Genomic DNA, 19,140 nt, shown 5'->3' with positions numbered 1-19,140 from the left:
GGGTTACTGTTGAAACGAGTTAGTATAGCCGCTGTCGCCTTTTCCCGCGTTCGGTTTTTCAAAGAATCGTTTTCCGCACAGGATTTCTACCCGGCAATATCTAAACGAATGACCGGCGAGTTTGATCAGGAATCCATCCGTAGTGACCGCACATCGTTCCTCGCCAAACCCGCCCGGTTCAGAGCCGAGAACGAAGCGACCGGCGCCGCGACCGAGGACAGGTAGATGGATACGTGTTTCCACTGGCGCCTCTCCCGGATTGTAGAGAATAAAAGTAACGTCATTCCGCCCTTTTTCCTCCTCATACGCATCGAGGTGCAGGACCATCACGTCCCGATTTTCCGCCACCGCATAGGCTTCCCAAAGCGTGTAGGCGCGAAAGGTATAACCGGCGCCATACAGTTCCTGCCCGATGAATGCCTCTTCACCGGGGCCCCCAAGCTGCGGAATGTCCTCACGAGGAACATACATCGAATCACTTGTCCTGAACTTGTCCGGCAGGCATTGCGGAAAATAGTAGAGGTTATTGATCCGATTGAGATTGATAACCTTCAGCAACCCTTCGGACGGGACGAAGGTTTTCAGGGTCGGAGCAATTCGAGCAACGGTTTCAATGTTCTCAAAAAGCGCCCCGTAATTGATCGGCGAACAGGCATGGAAGGTGCCGAGAATGTTCACGGCTTCCCAGTCAGCCACACTTCGATCCCGGAACCAGTAAATCGCCCGAAGCGTCTGAGCCAGGAGGTAGCGATAGGTATCCCGATACCGGGCGTTTCCCGTGAGCACAAACAGCCGTGTCGCGGCATGAACCGCGAATCCGAGCAGGAATATCTCCTGATGCAACGAATTCGGCGGCAGCCGCTCCAGAACAGCAATCGCTCGTTCGGCCTCGACCAACCACTCGCGATCGCCATCGCGCTCGTACCGATCAAGCATCAGCGTGGCATAAATGCCATTGATCCCGTAGGTGTCGCCGGTCCGTAATTGGCGACGTTCAGCCATATCCCAGTGCAGCGGAAAGAGGTAGGAAAACGTCCGGGCACCCGGCACCAGATACCGGTCCACGTCCGCCTCCAGCCGATCCACGATTTCATTCCACCCGTTGTGCCGCGCCGAACGCAACACACAGTATAGAGTGAACACATACTGCCAGCAACCGACCGGCGCGGAGCCGGATCCGGCGGCTCGTCGCTGATCGAAGCGGGGGGAGTCTCCCCCGGTCATCATGGATTCGACGAAGCGAAGCAAACGTTGGCGTAACACGTCGAAAATCGCGGCGTCGTCCGGCAACGCGGTGACCAGGGGATCGAGGGCGATCACACTCCACGCGGCGGTGTCGAGACAGGGACGGTCTATATTGAATACCCTCCCCCGCGCCTCGACCGAGGCCTTCCACCCGGGGCTGTAGGCGTTCACATAATTGAGAACATACTCAACGCCTGTCTTATCAATTCTCCAGGCCAGGGAATCCGTATTCATTTCCTCGGCACATTTTACCGCCATCTGTCGCCAGCTCTCAAATCCCGTTGGCCATGGTGCCGTCGAGGGCAACAGCGACAAACAGTCATCCACCAGCAAGCGCATGGCATCAGGTGCCGCCACCGCATCCGTTCTATCGTCGCGGTAACGTCCGGAGAGATAGTAGACAAACCGGACTTTCCCTTTTCGAATCACTTTGCTCGAAAACCCCGCCGCGTGCAGTCCGAAATCAGCCCGCCCGCGCGTGGTCGGATAACGCCGGCGGTAGCCGCACCGGTAACAATGAAACCGGCTGAGATTTTCATGACTCATCCAGCTCATCTCCTCCATGTCAAAGAAGAGCTTTAACTCGAGGTGCAGATACGGATCGAAAACGTAGCACGCCGGCATGTCGTTCCCATACTCCTCGTCATTCCACTTGGTTGGATTTCGGACATTCGTGACAAACCAGACATGATCTCCCCTTTCATAAGGCGGCAGTTCATCGAGATCGACCGTCAACTCGGGTTCGTAGCCGCCGCTAAAGTCAAGCTGGAGGTCTTCCCGCAGATCGAGCTCCACCTCAAAGCAGATCCACTCGCTGTCGGGCAGCGTAGACACAGAAACCGAATAATCGTAATGAATGGCCGCCCCCCCGATCGTTTTAGCTTCCCGCCGGCCACGAAGCTGAGCGCGGGACGGGTCCGCGGAGACCCATTCAGACGGAAACAATTCGAAGCTGGCGCCCCGAACGAATGGATTCAGGGGCGAGTGCCATGCCCGCGCTTCTGTCTCGTACCCGACGCGGTAACCATATCCAGCCTGTCCTGGCAACGCTTCGATCGTGACCGACAACGTCCCGGCCTTGACGACAAAAGATGGCGGAACGCTGGAAGTTGTCATAGCATTTGCTCCCCCTGCCGATCATCACGGTTCCACCCCACCCGCGCTCGCCCGAAGGGCACTCAAACTAAACAAGGCGAAACGCGCGGCGGTCAGATCCGCTCTCTCCGAATCGACTTCGCCGGTATGAGCCGCGAAGCCGGGGGCGATCCTGATTGCCAGACGTTGAAACGCTGCCTCGGTCAGTGGCTCGTCCGGAGCGGCGACGGATGGGGATTCGTCAACTTCATAGCCGAGCAGCCCGGCCAGGCGATTGAGTGGCTCGAGGATTTCATTTGCGGTCAACGTCCGTTCCGCCCCCCATTCATGGGAGGTGTCGAACTTGATGCCGTCCTGCCTGGTGAAGGGTCCGGGGCGATCCATGATGCGATAAAGGCTCAGCAACTGGACCGCGCGCCAGAGTTCCGTTCCCCACTCCACGTCCGAGTGCCACCGTTGGATCAAAGTCGCCCCTTCGTCCAACAAAACCATTTGCACCGCCAACGGATTCACCTCGCGTGGCTGCACCCCCGCGTCGATCGCCAGCGCCGCGATCACCCCGACCGCCTGGCCGGTCAACATCGTGATCGGCTGCAACCGGGTGGCGCCACTCACCAATCTCGACTGGGAGAAATTCTTCTCCGCCGGCAGGAATCCGTCGAGTTCCCGGGGAATGAAGACTTCGAACGGCACCTGGAACGGCCCGCCTCCCATAGTGAAATCAGGAGTGTCCAAATCGTGTTCCAGGTTTTCATACGTGCCGTGGAGATCCATATAATAGTCTCCCATCGCCACCGACGTCGGCATGTGCTTCGCCTCCTCCCAACGGGTCAGATCATCCGCCACCAATGTCTCCACTCCTATGATACGCCGGCTTTCCCGCACGTAGGGGATTTGGCAAAGCCGGACCGCGAACGGCATCATTTCCTCGGAGATTCCCCGCTTCTCCATCATCTTTCGATTGTAGGGCGTGTCGTAATCGTGCCGGTCACAGAACGACCAGTCCACTCCCAGTTCGTTTTGCATGTAATAGAGAGATCCAAGAGTCCGGTAGATTCCGATCCGTTCATCCCGATACCGTTGATCCAGCTCCTCGATCGTTCGTACCGATACGCGATAGTTGTTGCCGTAATTCGTGCTGGCCGATGTATGCCGTTCTTCACTCTGGCGCCCGACCATCGGACCATGCGAATCGGCGAAACCCCGCCATGCCATCAACACCCGATACATCCGTTGGCCCGTCTGCAACTCCCAGTCCCCATAGATCGTTCCATGCTCGAAGAGGCGGCGCTCCCGGTCATACCCCGGCGGAGGCGTGCGAATCCGCAGGTGCTCCGGAATTCCGTCCGGGTATTCCCGGAAAACGATGTTGTAGGAATGCGCCTGGACCGATCCCTCCAGGTTCAAATCGTCGCTGCGGGTGTTCCCCACCCGGTAGGGAGCGCCGGTCAGCGGGATCACATCTCCATACTCCGTGGCATCGATCAAAATCCGGCTGGCGATCCGGCGAGTGGATACACCTTCCGGATCCCATCGCTCCACCGTGACTCCGTCGATCCGGTTTCCTTCCCGCTCCACTTCGACGACCCGGGTTCGCTTGATCACGTCGAGCGCGCCGCCCTGGGCTTCCACCGCTTTTCGTGCCTCCGAAATGAATCCGTAAAAGAGTTGCTCGACCCGTTTCGGTTCAAACCCTCCTTCAAATTGCCCCCGCGGGTTGTGGTCGTAGGACCAGTAAGCCTTGTACGGTCCAATATCGAGACCGTAGTAATAAAGGATCATGCTTTCGTGAAACTCCCGGTAAATGCCGCGCTCCCTCACCTGGGCTCCGCTTTCATCCATCGAGGTCACCGCCGCCGCCCCCATTTGTCCGGCCAACCAATCCGTCTCCTCCAGTAACAGCACGCTGCGTCCCATCCGCGCCGCCTGAATCGCCGCCCCCCATCCTCCGGTCCCGGCCCCGGCCACCACGATGTCGTATTCGGATCGCAGGTCATCGATTGCCACGTCGAGCGGCTCGATTTCTTCGACCAGTTGGGTCAACGAATATCCGCTATAAAGGGGCGAAGTTTGCCGGTTTTCCTCCAGGATCTGATCCATCGCCCGCGTGACGGGAAGTTCGGTGGCGGCGTAGCAGGTGATCCCGGAGGCCGCCGCGAATTCCGTGGCATGGATCCCAAATGTTCCCCGCGCATAGACCGCATCCCGCGCATCCGCCCGCGCCACCACCCGGCCTTCCGCGTTCCTGACGATTCCCGAGATCAGGTCTTCGTAAAACGACGCGGTCAACTGCCATTCCTCCGGATGGTTGTAATGCTCCAGGAGCACGATGTCGGTCAGTCGCCGGGCCGCTCCCTCCTCCACTTTTTCAATCACCAGGCGGTTGTCCCCCACCACCCCGACCCGGTAATAATTATCCGGATCCTGGATACGCCCGGCGAGCGTGATTTGAACATCCGCGTCGCGGGTCTTCTTGAAGCCCGCCACAACCGCGTAATTCTCCAAATCGCCAACCTCCCCGCCGCTGGTGAGGGCTCCTTCGTAGGCGATCAATCCTTCGTTGCGGAAAAGAATGTAGCGGAGAAATCCCTGGGCATCGACCGCCCAGTTCCGCGAGGGACGGCGGTTTTGCAGGTCGTTCCAGCCGGGAGGGATGGTCCCGAACTCGGCCGCCGCGAAATTGAGTTCATACAAAACCGACCCTTTCGCCGGCACTTCTCTTGCATTGTATTGACGGCGCAATACATCGGGCCGCACCATTCCGTAGGATTGGGAAATGACCGGAGCGAACTCGGGAGTCTCCACCCCGGGAGCCCAGAGCGGATTCATGTTGATTTCTCCCAACGCGATTTCACCGGTGACCGCATACGGTCCACCCGAAACAAGGGATAACTCCACCTGCCTCACCCGCGGAGGGGCCTGGATCCGCCGCATCTCGCGGATCAGTCGACCTTCCTGCCAGCCGTTGCTCTGTCCCCGGAAGGTGATGTCACTCTGAGTAAGGTATTCCCCATCCTCCGTGAAAAACCGGAGACTCAACCGCATGATCCCGTTGCGGATGTCGTGTCGGACCGTGAAATCCACGTCTATAAAGACATGTCCTCCGAATTCGCGCACTTCTCCTTCATCGACGAAATCCGTCACTTCCGGCACTTCCACCAAATCCGAGATCCAGGCCGTCCAGGCATCGTCGCGGTCATCGAACAACTGCAATTGCCCTTCCCGCGCATTCCACCGGGCCATCTCCGAATCGGATCCTCCCGCCTGCCATCCGTCCGGCGCGCCATCCCGCCCTTCCTCAAACGATGTCGACCAATACGCGCCCTGCGCCATGCCCGCAGGACCGGCCAGCAGAGTCGCAACCGCGAAGAGAACGGCACTCCAGACCCGCCCGAATCGTTTCGCCTTCATCGACCGGCCCACTCCCCGTTTCCACCGACTTCCGCCTGGACCGCCCGCAAGATGCCGACGGCCAACTCGCCGCGACTCGCGTTCCGGTTTTTTCCGATTTCAGCGACTTTTTGGCTCACCGCGCTTCCCCAGACTTCTTCCAGGCGACGCAGGACCCGATCGGCCTCTGCGCGGGTCACGGTCTCGTCCGCTCCCCAGGCATGGGCCGGCTGAATCGTCATGAGTTGCCGTCCGGTGAATCCTCCTGGTCGGTCGATGATCTCGTAAAGCGACAGAAGTTGCACCGCCCGCCAGAGATCGGTTCCCCACTCCACGTCCGTATACCAGCGTTGAATCAGGGTCGACCCCTGGTCGAGCAGGGCGAGTTGCACCTGGACCGGATTCAAAGCGCGGGGCTGGACTCCTCTTTCAATCGCCAGCGCGGCGGTCGTCCCGACCGCCTGTCCGGTGAGGATCGTGATCGGTTGCAACCGGGTCGCTCCGCTCACCAGTCTCGATTGCGAGAAATTCTTTTCCGCCGCCAAGAAGCCGTCCAGCTCCTTGGGGATAAAGACCTCGAAGGGAACCTGGAACGGACCATTTCCCCGGGGGTGTTCGGTGCCGTCCAAATCAGGCTCAATCCCTTCGTAGGTCCCGTGTAGATCCATGAAATAATCGCCCATCGCCACCGAGGTCGGCATATGCTTGGCTTCGTCCCAACGGGTGAGATCGTCCGCCACCAACGTATCAACGCCCATAATACGCCGACTCTCCCGAACGTAGGGAATCTGGCACATCAAGCGGGCGAACGGCATGATTTCTTCGCTGATCCCTCGCCGCTCCATCATCAATTGATTGTAGGGGGTGTCAAAGCCTTGTTCTTCGGCGGCGGACCACGGAAGTCCCATTTCGTTTTGAATGTAATACAAGAGGGAGAGCATCCGGTAAACGCCGGTTCGTTCATCTTCATAACGCTGCTCCAGCGATTCAATCGTTCGCGCCGACACCCGGTAGTTGTTCGACCAGTTGGTGCTCGCGGCGGTGTGGCGCTCCTCGCTGATCCGGCCGGTCAAGGGGCCGTGCGTGTCGGCCGCCCCTCGCCAGGCCATCAGGATGCGGAAGTTCCGTTCGGCGCGGTGAAAATCCCAATCCCCGTGAATCTGACCGCGATCGAACCGGCGGCGTTCGGTTTCATAAGTCGGCGGAGGTGTCGTCATCCGGAGGTGATCCGGAATGCCGTCCGGATATTCCCGGAAAATGATGTTGAATGCGTGGGACTGAACCGGACCGTCGAGGTCGAGATTGTCGGTCCGGGTGTTGCCGACGCGATAAGGCGCCCCGGTCAATGGAATAACGTCCCCATATTCCGTCGCATCGACCAGGATCCGGCAACTGACTTCGCGCTCCCGTTCGCCATCGAGGTCCCAACGGCGCACCGTAATCCCGGCCACCTTCTTTCCATCCTCCTCCAGATGCACCCGGCTCACCGTCGAGCGAACTACGAGGTCGAGCGTTCCCCCTTGCTGACGAACCTGGTCGATGTATCCGTAAAGGATCGCCTGGACAATCGCCGGCTCGTAACCGCCCTGCATCTGGTTTTGAGCGGAGTCGCCATGGTAATACGATTTGAACGGGGTTTTGTCCAAACCGTAATAATAGGTCGAGATGCTTTCATGGAATTCCCGATACAGGCCGCGCTCGCGAACCTGCGCCCCGGCTTCGTCCATCGACGTGGTGCCAGCCGCCCCCATCTGGCCGCCCAGCCAATCCGTCTCCTCCAGCATGAGCACGCGGCGTCCCATCCGGGCCGCCTGCATCGCGACCGCCCATCCTCCGCTGCCGCCCCCGGCGACCACCACGTCATAGTCGGCATCCAACGAATCGAACGAGGACAACAGGTCGTGGTGATCGATGATCGGATGCACCAGATCATATCCACCGTAGACAATCTGCAAAACCGCGTTTTGGTCGCGCGCCTCAGCCACCGATTGCACCGTTTCCACCTCCGTTTGCGCGGAACAACGCACATCGGCGGCGGCAGCGAATTCGGTGGCATTCACCCCGAAGGTCCCTTGACGAAACTCGCCGTCCCGGCCATCCAAACGGGCCATGACCTGGCCTTGCTCGTTCCGGATGATGCCGGTAATGAGGTCTTCATAAAAGGATGCCTCCATTTCCCAACGAGTTCCGTCGTGGTAGCGGCGCAACAAAACCAGCTCGCTGAGCAACTGCTCTTCGCCATTCAAAACCTTCAAAATGCGCACCCGGTCATGCCCGACGAACCGGACCGTGTAGTAGTTGTTCTCATCCTGGATCCGGCCCGCGATTCCAAAGAAAACGTCGGAGTCGGCCGTCGTCTTGAAAGCGGATTGAACCACGTAGTTCCGCAACTCCCCCGCGCTCTCGCCCGACGTTAACGAACCTTCATAAGCGACGAGCCCCTGCCAATGTTTCAAGACCGGCCGGAGGTATCCTTTGGCATCGACCGCCCAGTTTCTCGATGGTGGCTGATAGGTGAGGTCCCTCCACCCGGCCGGAATCGTTCCAAACGAACCATTCATGAAGTCATCCTCGAACAAGAGGGTTTGTGGATTCGGAATCTGCGAGGCGTTGTAACGCACGGCGAGCCGCGCCGCTTCGACCACCCCGTGCGACTGGGCTGGCGCACTCACCCACGCCCGGCCGGCTTCGGTGTCGGCCGCCAGGGCGATGGCGAAGGAGTCGATGTGAATCTCTCCCGTGGGATGGGCCCCGCCACCCGACGCGAATTCCAGGCGAACCGCCCGGGTCTCGCCGGGAACGCTGACCACGAAATCGCCCCGCTGAAATCGTCCCCGGTTCCATCCCTCGCTCTCTCCCGAAAACAACTCAACGTTCGTCGATGCTACCCCCCGGCCTTCCGCGGAAAAGGCCCTGAGCACGGCCCGCATCCGTCCTTCTTCGATCCGGTGACGGACGCTCAAGCTAATCGTCAACACCAGCGGATCCCCCTCCGCCCCGACCGCATCTTCCACTCCTGGCAAAGGATAGGTGGGCGAAAACCACAAGCCAAACGCATCGTTCCGGTCATCGTTGACCCCGATCCATCCCGAGCCATCCGAACCACCGTCGACGCTCCAAACGGTCATTTCAGACGCCGTCCCGCCAATCCGCCACCCTTGCGGCGTCCGGTCGGGCCTCAGGCTATCGAACGTTTCAACGACGATGGAATCCGCCGTCGCGGTCGTCGCGGCAAAGAAGGACGGAATTACCAGGGCGGCGATGGCAATCGCACGGATCAGAAGGTCAGGAGTTTTCGAGAGACGAAGTAACATGTTTCAGGTTGGTTGCGTGTGTTGTGTTCAAAAAATTGCGAAGGAACAAAAGGGATGGTTGAACGGGCCGACTCGGCTCGGTTGCGCGGATGTATGACGCCAGAAGGAATTATACGCCCTCCGCATTGAATTCCTCGTTCAACTTTTCGGCTGGTCTTTTTTTCGACATGCCATCGAAACGTTCATTCTTTGCGCGCGCCGTCCGGAAGGCGGGCGTTGTAATCGACGATCACCCCGTCGACGATCCGCCTGGTTCCCTCATACTCGACCGGTCCGCCGGCCGGAACGAAAACGAGGACAACCGCCGTATCCGCCGGGATTTGCAATCTCTGGGTACCGGTAACGCCCGTCAGGAGGTTCCGTCCCGAAACCGTGTCGTAAACGTCGATTTCGCCGGAACCGACGTCGAGTTCGACTTCCCGCTCATCGTCGTAGGGGTTGTAGTAAAGGAAGGTTGGATACGCTTCGCTTCGAAAGAAATCGGTGACCAACAGGTCGAGGCGGAGGATCTCCTCCACGTTCGTCGGCGCCACCACCGCCCCGAGATATCCGACCGCGCCCCCGAAATATGGGCACAAGCCGATTCCGCCCAGAACGGCCCCCGTCCGGCCCGATGCCCAGAGCGCCGGAGGATCGGCGATCGCTTTCTCCAGCTTCGCTTTTACTTCGGGATTCCCTCGCTGGGACCCTTCGACCCGGCGAAGGTAATCCGCGAAATAGGATCGCGAATGCTCTCCCCGTAGACTTTCGAATGGGATCACGCCATCGGGATCTCCCTCCCAGAATGGCGAATCCCGGTATTCTTCCGGCAACCAGGTTTGATAATAATGGCGCGAACTGCTGGCTTTGTGCAGGATCCATTTGCCAATGGTCCGGGCGAACCGGGCATCGTAACGGGCCAGTGGAGCCAGCGCCGCCACCATGTGGAATCCTTGCAAGGCATAGGCCCGGCGGGCGCCCCCGCGCTCCGCGCTGCTGCCGATCAACCCGCCGACTTCCCGGTCCCCCCAACTGCCATAGAGCACCCCCCAGCCGTTTCGCAACGGTTCCCCTTCCCCGAACGACCAGCGGATCATCTGCTCCACATCGTAGTCTCGTCCATGTTCGGCGTTCATGCGGGCCATGATCAAACTGCCATAGGATAATTGCACTCCGTTGTGCATCGGGCTTCGCTCGGTCTTCTCCAAAAAGGACAAGGCCCACTCGACCCCTTCCATGAACTTGGGGTCTTCAAATTGTCGATGGGCCATGAATTGGATCCAGGCCAATCCCGCGGCCGATTCCGGAACTCCAGGGTGGGTCCCGTCCCGGTCATCGATTTCCATGTTCACCGTATCGAAACCTACGACTCCCCAGAAATCCGCCGAACCGGTCTCGCTCCCCCCGAGAAAATCGAGCACCGAATGCCATTCGTCGGCAGTGGCGCGCATCACATCGAGCATGGTCGCGGTTCCTCCCCCGGTCCGATAGGGCGATGAGATCTTCGCTACCTCCGGATACAGATCGACGGCCTGGAAAAAATAAATCCCCGGCACGACATCGTACCACAGGCCGGTCGAACGAGCTCCCCGTTTGTTGTTCCCGATGATGTGACGGCCCGCCGTATGCCCGTAAAACTGTTTCATCGACAACACCCAATTCTCTCCGCCATGGTCGCTCTGGTCGATCCCCGCCACCGTTGCTCCAACAATGGTGCCAAACAGGTTCAAGGCGTCGCCTCCCTTGCTGATGCCGACAAAGGAGGGGGTGTAGGGAGTGGGCAATCCCCGGAAATTCGGTTCCCCGGTATCCCATCGCACCAGGGGGAGATACTTCCCGTCAGCCTCGAAATCGGAAACCAGCGCATTGTATTTCACCGCCACGTCCTTCCAATCCCGCAGGTGAAAATCGGACGGACGGTTCGGCAACCGCTCGATCTCCGGGATCCGGATTTGCGCCCGGTCACCGTCGGACTCGGAGCCCCCTGTTTCCGTCGACGCAAAGGGAGCCGACAATAGCAGGACTCCCGCGGCAAGAGCTGGCCAGTTCAACTTGTTCATTTCAATTCGAGGTCGATGGAGAATGGATCGTCGCCGGCGGGAGCCCGGGTGCCGGACAACCAATATTCCGCGCGCCAACTGTTGAGCAGGACAGAGGGTTCGCAACCGAAACGGAATCCCCGGGGCGGCGCTCCCTCGGTCCACCCGCCCCGGCGGTCTTCCGGCACCAGCCGCCGCAAATCGCTCCAGGCCACCGCCATCTCAATCACCCGCTCTCCGTGAGGTCCCCGGGCGGCCGCCCGCGTCTCGCGAAGGCCGCGCGGCACGTTCGGTCCGGTCCGGTAGATCTGGTCGACGATTGCCTCCTCCAAAGAATCCGAGGAAAATCCAGCACGAACCGCCACTTCCCAGTAGCGTTCCCCCCGGTTGTCGTTGGCCAGATCGAAATAAAGCGAAATACCATCGTGCTCCCAGGGAGAGCGGCGGTAAACTTCAGGGTTCGCCGCTTCACGGGGCGGCACGCCGGCCGATTTCTCCCGGACCAGTGCGTAAAGATATCGATCGTCCCAGGCGAAGCGAAACTCCACTTCCGCGCCTTCGGGCGTGCGCAGTTGAACGGGATCGGCCGTACGAGCCAGGCGATTCCAGTCGCGGGTCTGACCGTCGATACGTGGAGTCGCCCGAGGAACCCGCAACACCCGCGCCTCGTCCCGATATGGTTCGGTCAGGATCGCTTCCGGCGCGAGATCATAATCGACCACGATGCCATCGGCGATCAACCGGCGGCCTTCACGCCTCAGTTCCAAACCGGCCGGGATGCGAGCGATTACCGCCGCGCCGCCCGCGCCGAGCCGGAGTTCGGTCTCGCCGCGGACGTTCCGGAGGATCACCTGTTTCGAGACACTATCATACAGATCGACCGCCGTATCTCCGACATCGACCGCAAATCGGCGCGTTTCCGTTGCCGGGTTGTAGTAAAGAAACGTTGGATACGCGTCTGGCCGAAAGAAATCGGTCGCGAGGGTATCGATTTCCAGGATGGCGGGATCGGAAGTGCGATTGCCGATCGCGGCGAAGACCCCTGCCAACATCCCGCTGTAAATACCGTAATCGGTCGGCGCCCATCCATGGACGAGCGGGTCGCCCATCGCATACGGGCTGAGGCCGCCCCAGTCGCGCCGGATTGCTTCGTAGGGTATCCCTCCTTCGGTAGCTTCGCGCCACTCATACCCGGTTTGCAGCTCGGGCGGAAGCGCGTCGGGATAATAGAGTCTCGCGTTATTGAAGGCGTGCAACAGCCATTTGCCGATGTCGCGGGCGAAGCGGGGATCGTAACGGGGCAACGGCGCCAACGGGATCGCGTGATTGAAGGTATTCATCGCAAAGGCGAATCCTCCTCCGTCGGCGGCGCTGCCGTGCAGCCCGTTCACTTCATATCCGCCCCATTCGCCGAAGATCATCCCCCACCCCCGTCGGGCCGCGCTGTCCGGTTCGAAGGCCCACGCCAACACCTTGCCGATATCGACCGAATCACCTTGCTCGGCCGCAAGCCGCGCTCCCAGCAAAGCGCCAAATGGTCCCATCACTTCATAATGCGGATTCCCTTCCCGCGCCTCGAAGGCCCGATACCCTGCCCGCGCCGCCTGCAAGTAGCGATCATCTCCAAATCTCTGATACCCGGCGTAAGCGAGCCAGGCGAGGCCCGCCGAACCGTCCGGCTCGATCCATCGTCCGTTCACGATCGGCTGGTGCTTAAGAAAATCATAGGCGGTAACGTCGTATTTGCCATTGATTACCTCGACCGCCCGCGTTACCTGGTCCGCCTGGGCCCGCACGACCGCCGAGAGTTGTTCGTCGTCTGGAAACCGGTCCGCAATTCCGAAGAATAGGACCGCCGGATAGAGGTCATACCAAAACGATGAGTTGGGGGTGTCCGTCCGGTTAAGAACCACGTCGCGCCCGTTGTCGCGATTGTGGAAATTCAACATTTTCCCGACGTAATCCCGCCCATCCTGGGAACGTTTATCGACTCCGGCCAGCACACCTCCCAGGACGCTTCCGATTACGACGATGCCTTCCTGACTGTTCCATTGCTGCCGGGTGTCGCCGAAATACGACTGCATGCCGATCGTCTCCTGCGGGTAATTCCGCTTGCTGGGATCCCGCCAGATGATCGGAAAATGTTTCCCTTCCCGCTCGAAATCGAAGACCACCCGGTCGAACGTAACGGCGATCTCGCGCCAATCCGGAATCTGGAGGTCGAGCGGTCCGGCGGGCACCGGCTGGAGCCAGCGGATTTCCGCCTGAGGAGCCGGTCGCACCGGATCCTCCGCGTAAGAACTGGCTGGGGAGGTAATTGCAGTCATGAGAACGGGAAAAACCCATCGCGGGGATACGCAAGTCATCCGTCCAGCATAACGAAGATTCCTTCTGGGGACGTTCAGCATCCGCACTGCTCGAAAAACAGTGTCCCTCATTCAGGGCGCCGACGGACGGCCGACAAATTCCGACGGCGTCATCCCGGTGATCTTCCTGAAAACCGTCGCGAAATACTGGCTGGAGGAAAACTCCAGATCGAAGGCGACTTCCGTGACGGTCCGACCGGCCCGCAACATCGCCTTGCTCCGCTCGATCCTGCGGTAATTCATGTATCCCAACGGAGTAAAACCGACCTCCTGCTCGAAGCGCCGCCGGAACGCTCCTTCGCTCATATTCGCTACTTCCGCCAGCGCGGCCACGGTCGGCGGACGCTCCTCGGTCTGCTCGCATTCGAGGATATGGGTCAACACCTTCCGAATCGCGTAGGAGATCTTGCGCTCCGACTCATCGACCGGTCTGGGGAGGTCGCCGGAATGCCGGGCCACGAAAGCCAGGATGATATGCAAGAGAGAACGACAGACTAACTCGGACATCTTCGAGGGGTGGCGATGCTCTTCGAGAAGTTGCTGGAAAACATCGAGAACCCGCGGTGTGATGGCGATCACGTGCGAGGTTTGCTCGTCGATGATCTTCTTCAACCGCCGCGTCTCGGCCGCCCCCAAACCCGGAAGCGGTTCGTCGAGATTCACCCGCAGCCAGAACTTCTGACACGGTTGCAAAACGTTGTGCCGGGCTCCGTGGAGTTCGCCCTTCCGGACGACCACCGCCTGACCGGCGCGGATTTCGTAAACCCGGTCCCCGATCCACCAATCGAGCTTTCCGCTCATAATGTAGTGGATTTCGTAGGTATTCCGGTGGATGTCCGGGCGCAAAGCGTTTGGGAGCGCCTGGTGAAAATGGAGCCAACCGAAGATTTTCAACTCCGGGATGATCGCCCGGGAATTTTCATACGCCTCCCGGACACGGCCGGGCGTGCTCCAATCGCGGAGCGGCGGACCTTCGGAACCTTTGGCGGAAACGGATGCGGCGGGTGGCAAACGACTGGCACGTGGCATGGTTTTAAAAGGTAACGTTGACGGATCGATCGAATCCAATCACAGGGTTTGTCTCGACGCAAGACGCGGGAAGTTCCATTTTCCGTTCGTTGAAAAATCGAATGCGGCCCTCCTCGGAATTCTGTATGCTGCCTTTCTTGAAACCACCATCGGGATTCTTTCGTCCGGCGTTCGGAGCTCTGGTCCTTCTAATATTCTCCCTGCCCGGCCTCTTCGCCCGGACCCAGCTGACCTGGCTGGTCACCCTCGATCTACACAAGGGGGCGATCGAACAGCTGGCGGCCGAATTCGAGGAAAAGAATCCCGACATCCGAATCCGCCTGATGTGGGTACCCGCCAATCAGTATTCGGTTAAATTCAAAACGTTGGCCGCCGCCCGACAAACCCCCGACCTTTTCTATTGCGGAGATGTCTGGCTCGCCGGCCAACTCCCGTTCCTCCTCGACCTGACACCGTTCGTCGAACGCGACGCCGAAGCGATCGATCTGGACGACTTCCATCCGCGCCTCCTCGAAGCAAGCCGCAAAGACGGAAAATGGTTTCTCCTGCCGCGCTTTTTCAACGTCTCCCTGCTTTACTACAACCGAACCCTTTTCGAGGAAGCGAATTTGGATTTTCCTTCATCCGACTGGTCTTGGGACGATTATCTGGAAGCCGCCGTAACCCTCACCCGGCGTAGCCCGGGCGGCCGAGTCGAACAATGGGGCAGTGATGTCATCCTCGGCTGGTGGGGGGAATGGCTGACTTTGGTCCGCCAGGCGGGAGGCGACTTTCTCTCCCCCGACCTCCGCCGCGCCCTCATCGACCGACCCGAATCCTTGGTCGGCCTTCGTTTTTATTACGACAAAGTCCATACCCACGGTGTCTCGCCGGCGCCGGGACGAGGTCCCGCCACCGGATTCCCCAGCGGCCGGTTCGCCATGCAATGGGGCGGCCACCTCGGCAATTGGACCGTCTACAACGAATTCCCCGACCTCGACTGGGATGTCGAAGTCCTCCCCGCCGGTCCCACCGGCGTCTCCGGAGGCGAACTCGCCATCGAGAGCTTCGGCATCGCCAACACCACCCCCTACCCCGAAGAGGCCTGGCGCCTGCTGAAATTCATTTGCTCGGTCGACGGGCTGCGGCCGTTCGCCCAACGCGGCTTCCTCCCGGCCCGCCTCTCCCTGGCCGAGGAAATCCAAGGGGGGCGCGGCTCCGAGACCCGCCCGGCCAACTGGCGGGCCGCCTACCAGGCGCTCGAAACCGCCACCCCCATTCCTTCCCACCCCCACTTCCTCGAACTCGCCCTCGACATTGTCCAGCCGGAGATCGACTTGATGATGGCCGGACGCCACTCCCCGGAAGAAGCGGCGAGGCGGGCCACCCGGGCCGCCAACGCCTTCATCGACACCGTTTCCCACCGCGAACGACGCTGACCCGATGAGCCGCCGCTTACAAATCGTCTACTTCTGGCTCATGGCCGGACCCGCCTTCCTCGGATTCCTGGTCTTCGTCGCCGGACCGATGTTTTACTCCCTTTACCTGAGCTTCACCCAATACGATGTCGTCCACCCTCCTCGGTTCATCGGCTGGCGGAACTACACCTACCTCCTCATCCACGATCCCTCGTTCTGGCCGTCTGTCAAAGTCACCGCCATCTACGCCGGTGTCAGCGTCCCGGTCGGACTGGTTCTCTCGCTCAGCGTTGCCCTCCTGCTCGACGCCCGCGTTCGCTGTATCGGTTTTTTTCGCACGGCTTTTTTCCTTCCCTCAATTTTACCCGCCGTCGCTTCCACCATCGTCTGGGTCTGGATTTTTCATCCGACCAACGGCTTGCTCAACTCCTTCCTCCGGACCGCCGGAGTCGCCGATCCCCCCGCCTGGACCAGCTCTCCCGACTGGGCGCTTTCGGCATTGATCATCATGGGACTGTGGGGATTCGGCGGAGCGATGGTGATTTTTCTCGCGGGACTGCAGGGAGTGCCTCGCTCGCTTTACGAAGCCGCCTCACTCGACGGGTGTGGCTGGTGGGGCAAACTTCGCCACGTCACTCTCCCGATGATCTCCCCGGTCTTGTTCTTCAACCTCGTGATGGGACTGATCGGCGCCATGAAAGTCTTTGACTCGGCCTTCGTCTTCGGATCGGCGGCCGGCCTGGTCCCTGGCGGCCCGGCCCGGGCGACCTTGTTTTACGTGCTCAACCTCTACCTCAAGGCCTTCAATCACTTTCACTTCGGACTGGCCAGCGCGATGGCCTGGATGCTCTTCCTGGCGATCGCCCTGCTGACCTTGATCAACTTCATCGCCGCCAAACGCTGGGTCCACCATGAATAACCTGCCCCAAGCAACGGCGCCTCGGCAATCCGGCGGGAACATGGATCCGGTTGATTCCGCCGCGACCGTCGCCGAACGAAAACGGCACATCCTTCGAGTGCTGCTCTACATGGTCCTGATCGGGGGAACGACGATCATGCTGATTCCGCTGGTGTGGATGGTCGCGACCTCCCTGAAGACCTTTCCGGAAGTCCACGCCTATCCGCCGGTCCTTCTTCCCGAACAACCGCAGTGGCAAAACTACACCGAAGCGTTCCGCTCCTTCAATTTCGGCCGCTACCTGTTCAACTCCCTTTTCATCACCGCCCTCACCGTGCTGGGAACCCTTGTCTCCTGCACCCTGGCCGCCTACGCCTTCGCGGTTTACCAGGTGCCGGGCCGCGGATTCCTCTTCGCCCTCCTTCTCTCCGCCCTGATGTTGCCCGGCCAGGTCACCATCATCCCGCAGTTCATGCTTTTCGCCCAACTCGGGATGATAAACACCTTCATGCCTCTCCTCCTCCCCATTTGGCTCGGCGGAAACGTCTTCGCCATCTTCCTGTTGCGCCAGTTCTTCCTGACCCTGCCCAAAGATTACATCGAAGCGGCCCGAATCGACGGCGCATCCGAATTTCGGATACTCTGGACCATTTTCATCCCGCTTTCCAAACCGGCCTTGCTCACGGTCACGGTTTTTTCATTCCTCGGCTCCTGGAACGACCTCTGGGGACCGCTCATCTACTTGCACGACGAACGGCTCTACACCATGCCCCTCGGGATCCTCCGATTCATGGCTGAAATGGGCCGTCCCGAAGGCTCCCCGATGCATCTGATCATGGCGGTGAGCACCGTGATGGTCATCCCGATCATCATCCTCTTCTTCCTGGCCCAAAAACGCTTCATCGAAGGCATTTCGACCACCGGAATCAAGTAATGGTAATCGGTCGACTCCGCCGGGCTGGAGTTGACCCGAGCGAAACCTTCCCCAACCCTGAGACAGGACGATCAGGTTTTCGCGCGAAGCGCTTTGAAGTGCGGTGCGTCCCCGCACCGCTAGGCTCCTCCGCACGCTCGAAAGCTCCGCGGGGACGCGGAGCACTCCAAAGAGGTTCCGCCTCGAAAGTGAAGTTTCATTTTATGTTGTTCCCCGGCCTCAAAGTAAGGGGGGGAGAAACGAAGCGACCCGGACAGCAGGACACCGTCCGGGTCGCAGGAAATTGAATCCGTTCGGTCTCTGGACCGTGCCCGCCTGGGAAACCGGTCAGCGGCTCCGGCCCGGTCCGATCCGGCGGCGGAGCAACAAGACCCCCAATCCGGCGGCGAGAGCCGTCAGGAAAGAGACCGTCGCCGGCTCCGGAATGGCAGTGACCACCGCCTGAAGAGCCGCCTCGGAATCATCGCCCCAAGCGATGCGAAGGGCATCGAAAACCTTGGCCTGGCTCGCATTCTCCTCCATGCGCACCGCAAACGTTCCGTTCAGACTCGTGAGGGTGAAGCCAAGCTGCGCGGCGGTAGCAGTCACCGTCGGCGCACCCAAGCTTACTTCGGAACGGACGTCGGCCGGATTCAGCCATGTGGAAACGGTCCCGGTCGTCAGATCGATCCTCGTCAACACCATGTAAACTTGTTGGGCTACAATCGCCCCCGACTGACTAGCCACGCCGACCGTGTGATTGTTGGCATTGCCAATACCAAAATCTGCCGCCCGTGTGCCGACATAGATTCCGTTGGTACCATCGTACAGGTGAAACCCCATACCGCGCGCAATCCCGGTGACACTATTCTGCCTCCCGATGTGCGATACCCAAAGAAAATCCGTGTCAACCGGAGAAGCAGAAAACGCGCGGGAGGCGATTCCACTCGCATCTGAATTCAACCTCATCGCCCCCGGCCCGTCACCGGTATTGCTGTAGCCCTGTGCGGTGTAAGTGAAATTGGGACCCTCGGCAAAGTGGATGCCCGTCCCGGATGAACTCCAGGTGCCGGAGGGCCAACCCGTCCCCCCGGAAGTGCCGTGAATAGAAACCTGAGTCTCACCGTAGTCAGACCGATTGAAATCGTCCGACACCAGCATCACCTGCGCGCCGGCGGTCAAGGTCGCTGATACAAGAAGAGTTGATATCACCGTAACGGTTCGGAGGGTCATACGATTATTGGTTTTCATGGGTTCTATTTTCGGGTTCGAATTCAGATATGGGTAAGTCCAAAAACTTATGGTGCACAATCTTCATGATTCGGGCGATTGGGGTAAATTCCCAAGGATAAGATTATCCGGCCAAAGCATAGTTCTCAGGTGTGCGGCACTATCGGCACGGCTCTTTTTAACATTGCCGGAAAAAGAAAAGGCCGCGCACCCGGATCGGTGGCGGCCTTTCGTTCAAGAATTTG

At 59.8% G+C, this 19,140-nt stretch carries 10 protein-coding genes; 3 read left to right on the top strand and 7 right to left on the bottom strand.

The window, feature by feature from the left end; genetic code table 11:
- Positions 1-3 precede the first annotated feature (3 nt).
- From ACWUI2_RS15505 to ACWUI2_RS15480, 6 genes are all read right to left on the bottom strand, one after another.
- Entirely contained in the window at positions 4-2,079 is a 2,076-nt protein-coding gene (locus tag ACWUI2_RS15505; protein ID WP_486983761.1) for a hypothetical protein, read from the bottom strand.
- Between the two features lie 306 nt (positions 2,080-2,385).
- Complete coding sequence (locus tag ACWUI2_RS15500; protein ID WP_486983760.1) at positions 2,386-5,751, bottom strand: FAD-dependent oxidoreductase; 3,366 nt, start codon at positions 5,749-5,751, stop codon at positions 2,386-2,388.
- Positions 5,748-9,044, bottom strand: coding sequence for an FAD-dependent oxidoreductase (locus ACWUI2_RS15495; protein ID WP_486983759.1), 3,297 nt, complete (start codon positions 9,042-9,044; stop codon positions 5,748-5,750). Before ACWUI2_RS15495 ends, ACWUI2_RS15500 begins: the two co-directional genes overlap by 4 nt.
- A 182-nt stretch (positions 9,045-9,226) precedes the next feature.
- Positions 9,227-11,083, bottom strand: coding sequence for a hypothetical protein (locus tag ACWUI2_RS15490; protein ID WP_486983758.1), 1,857 nt, complete (start codon positions 11,081-11,083; stop codon positions 9,227-9,229).
- Positions 11,080-13,389: a hypothetical protein gene (locus ACWUI2_RS15485; RefSeq protein WP_486983757.1), complete on the bottom strand. Its 2,310-nt coding sequence runs from the start codon at positions 13,387-13,389 to the stop codon at positions 11,080-11,082. Before ACWUI2_RS15485 ends, ACWUI2_RS15490 begins: the two co-directional genes overlap by 4 nt.
- 111 nt (positions 13,390-13,500) lie before the next feature.
- A complete protein-coding gene (locus ACWUI2_RS15480; RefSeq protein ID WP_486983756.1) occupies positions 13,501-14,457 on the bottom strand; it encodes a helix-turn-helix domain-containing protein in 957 nt (318 codons plus the stop codon).
- Positions 14,458-14,594: 137 nt separating this feature from the next.
- On the opposite strand from ACWUI2_RS15480, the gene ACWUI2_RS15475 reads away from it, so the two are divergent.
- From ACWUI2_RS15475 to ACWUI2_RS15465, 3 genes are read left to right on the top strand one after another with little or no spacing between them, the layout of a single operon-like run.
- Positions 14,595-15,875 carry an ABC transporter substrate-binding protein gene (locus ACWUI2_RS15475; RefSeq protein ID WP_486983755.1) on the top strand — a complete coding sequence of 427 codons (1,281 nt, stop codon included), beginning with the start codon at positions 14,595-14,597 and terminating at the stop codon, positions 15,873-15,875.
- A 4-nt stretch (positions 15,876-15,879) separates the two neighbouring features.
- Positions 15,880-16,773, top strand: a complete 894-nt coding sequence (locus ACWUI2_RS15470) for a carbohydrate ABC transporter permease (protein ID WP_486983754.1) — start codon at positions 15,880-15,882, stop codon at positions 16,771-16,773.
- Positions 16,766-17,686, top strand: coding sequence for a carbohydrate ABC transporter permease (locus ACWUI2_RS15465; protein WP_486983753.1), 921 nt, complete (start codon positions 16,766-16,768; stop codon positions 17,684-17,686). The genes ACWUI2_RS15470 and ACWUI2_RS15465 overlap by 8 nt, the downstream gene beginning before the upstream one ends.
- Before the next feature lie 327 nt (positions 17,687-18,013).
- On the opposite strand, the gene ACWUI2_RS15460 is transcribed toward ACWUI2_RS15465, so the two are convergent.
- Complete coding sequence (locus tag ACWUI2_RS15460) at positions 18,014-18,916, bottom strand: hypothetical protein (RefSeq protein WP_486983752.1); 903 nt, start codon at positions 18,914-18,916, stop codon at positions 18,014-18,016.
- Between the last annotated feature and the right edge of the window lie 224 nt (positions 18,917-19,140).

Source organism: Verruconatronum alginivorum, assembly GCF_056590205.1.
Note: the sequence above shows the minus strand (reverse complement) of the source record. Positions and strands in the feature narration are given on the sequence as shown.